At 63.9% G+C, this 1,696-nt stretch carries 3 protein-coding genes; all 3 read right to left on the bottom strand.

All coding sequences use genetic code 11. The features are described from left to right. On the bottom strand, positions 1 to 193 hold a 193-nt coding region (locus tag HP546_RS29945; RefSeq protein ID WP_172233415.1), incomplete at its 3' end, for a peptidylprolyl isomerase. Then, positions 186 to 701 carry a signal peptidase II gene (gene lspA, locus HP546_RS29940; RefSeq protein WP_172233412.1) on the bottom strand — a complete coding sequence of 172 codons (516 nt, stop codon included), beginning with the start codon at positions 699 to 701 and terminating at the stop codon, positions 186 to 188. The genes HP546_RS29945 and lspA, both read right to left, overlap by 8 nt. Continuing rightward, positions 694 to 1,696 (bottom strand): class I tRNA ligase family protein (locus HP546_RS29935; RefSeq protein ID WP_172233409.1); only part of this gene is annotated, 1,003 nt, incomplete at its 5' end. The genes lspA and HP546_RS29935, both read right to left, overlap by 8 nt.

Below are 1,696 nucleotides of genomic sequence, written 5' to 3'. Positions count from 1 at the left end.
CCACTACAGTACGCTTGTCACCAGCCTTGAAGCCGAACAACGCGCTTTCGAAACCAGGCAGCAGGTTGCCGTCACCGACCTTGAAGGTGGCCGGGGCCTTGTCGAACGTGCTGTCGACGGTGTCGCCGTTTTCCAGGTGCAGCGCGAAGTGCAGGGTGACTTCGGTGTTCTGGCCGATACGGGTGTCAGTCATGGACCGGATCCTCGGACTTCTTGCTCTTGAACATATCCAGCGCCAGCATCACCGCACCAACGGTGATGGCACTGTCGGCCACGTTGAAGGCCGGGAAATAATGGCGGTTCTGCCAGTGCACCAGGATGAAATCGACCACATGGCCGAGCACGACCCGGTCATACAGGTTGCCGATCGCACCACCCAGTACCAGCGCCAGCGCCACGGCCAGCCAGGTTTCGTTGCGCCCCAGGCGTTTGAGCCATACCACCAGCACCGCGCTGACCACGACCGCGATCAGCGCAAACAGCCAGCGCTGCCAGCCGGCGCCGTCAGCCAGGAAGCTGAACGCGGCACCGGTGTTGTAGGCCAGGGTCCAGCTGAAGTAGTCAGGGATGACGACAATCTGCTGGTACATGGTCAGGGCGTTGTTGAAGTACAGCTTGGTGGCCTGGTCGAGGACCAGCACCAGCAAGCTCAGCCAAAGCCATGCAAGGCGCCCGAAGCGCCCCTCTGCAGGGTTAGGCATAGTGACGCACCTCACCCGAACCGCTCAGGTTGTCGACGCAACGGCTGCAGATTTCCGGGTGCTCCGGGTGGCTGCCGACGTCGGCACGGAAGTGCCAGCAACGGCCGCACTTGGCGTGGCCGGACTTGACCACTTGCAGCTTGAGGCCTTCGACTTCGGTGGCCACGGCTTCGGCCGGTGCCTGCACGAACGGCACCACGCTGGCGGCCGAAGTGATCAGCACGAAGCGCAGCTCGTCGCCCAGCTTGCCCAGGTCGGCGCTCAGGCCTTCGTCGGCGTACAGGGTGACTTCAGCCTGCAGGTTGCCGCCGATGACCTTGGCGGTACGCTGGTTTTCCAGCTCCTTGTTGACCGATGCTTTCACCGCCATCACGCGGTCCCAGTAGGCGCGGTCCAGCTCGATGCCTTCCGGCAGCTCGCTCAGGCCCTGGTACCAGCCGTTGAGCATGACCGACTCGTTGCGCTCACCCGGCAGGTACTGCCAGATTTCGTCGGCGGTGAACGCCAGGATCGGCGCGATCCAGCGCACCAGCGCCTCGCTGATGTGGTACAGCGCGGTCTGGCACGAACGGCGGGCGACACTGTTGGCGCCGGTGGTGTACTGGCGGTCCTTGATGATGTCGAGGTAGAAGCCGCCCAGCTCCTGCACGCAGAAGTTATGCACCTTGGAGTAGACGTTCCAGAACCGGTACTCGCTGTAGTGCTCTTCCAGCTCGCGCTGCAGCAGCAAGGCGCGGTCCACGGCCCAGCGGTCCAGTGCCAGCATGTCTTGCGGCGCCAGCAGGTCGCGCGCCGGGTCGAAGCCGGACAGGTTGGAAAGCAGGAAGCGCGCGGTGTTGCGGATGCGGCGGTAGGCGTCGGCGCTGCGCTGCAGGATCTGCTCGGAAACCGCCATTTCACCGGAGTAGTCGGTGGCGGAGACCCACAGGCGCAGGATGTCGGCACCCAGGGTGTTGTTGACCTTTTCCGGCTCGATGGTGTTGCCCAGCGACTTG

It is taken from the genome of Pseudomonas sp. CM25, from assembly GCF_013179705.1.
Lineage (GTDB): Bacteria > Pseudomonadota > Gammaproteobacteria > Pseudomonadales > Pseudomonadaceae > Aquipseudomonas.
Note: the sequence above shows the minus strand (reverse complement) of the source record. Positions and strands in the feature narration are given on the sequence as shown.

Bases quoted from the DNA above. Each gene is read 5' to 3' on its own strand.
- lspA (WP_172233412.1), bottom strand. From the start codon at position 701: ATGCCTAACCCTGCAGAGGGGCGCTTCGGGCGCCTTGCATGGCTTTGG.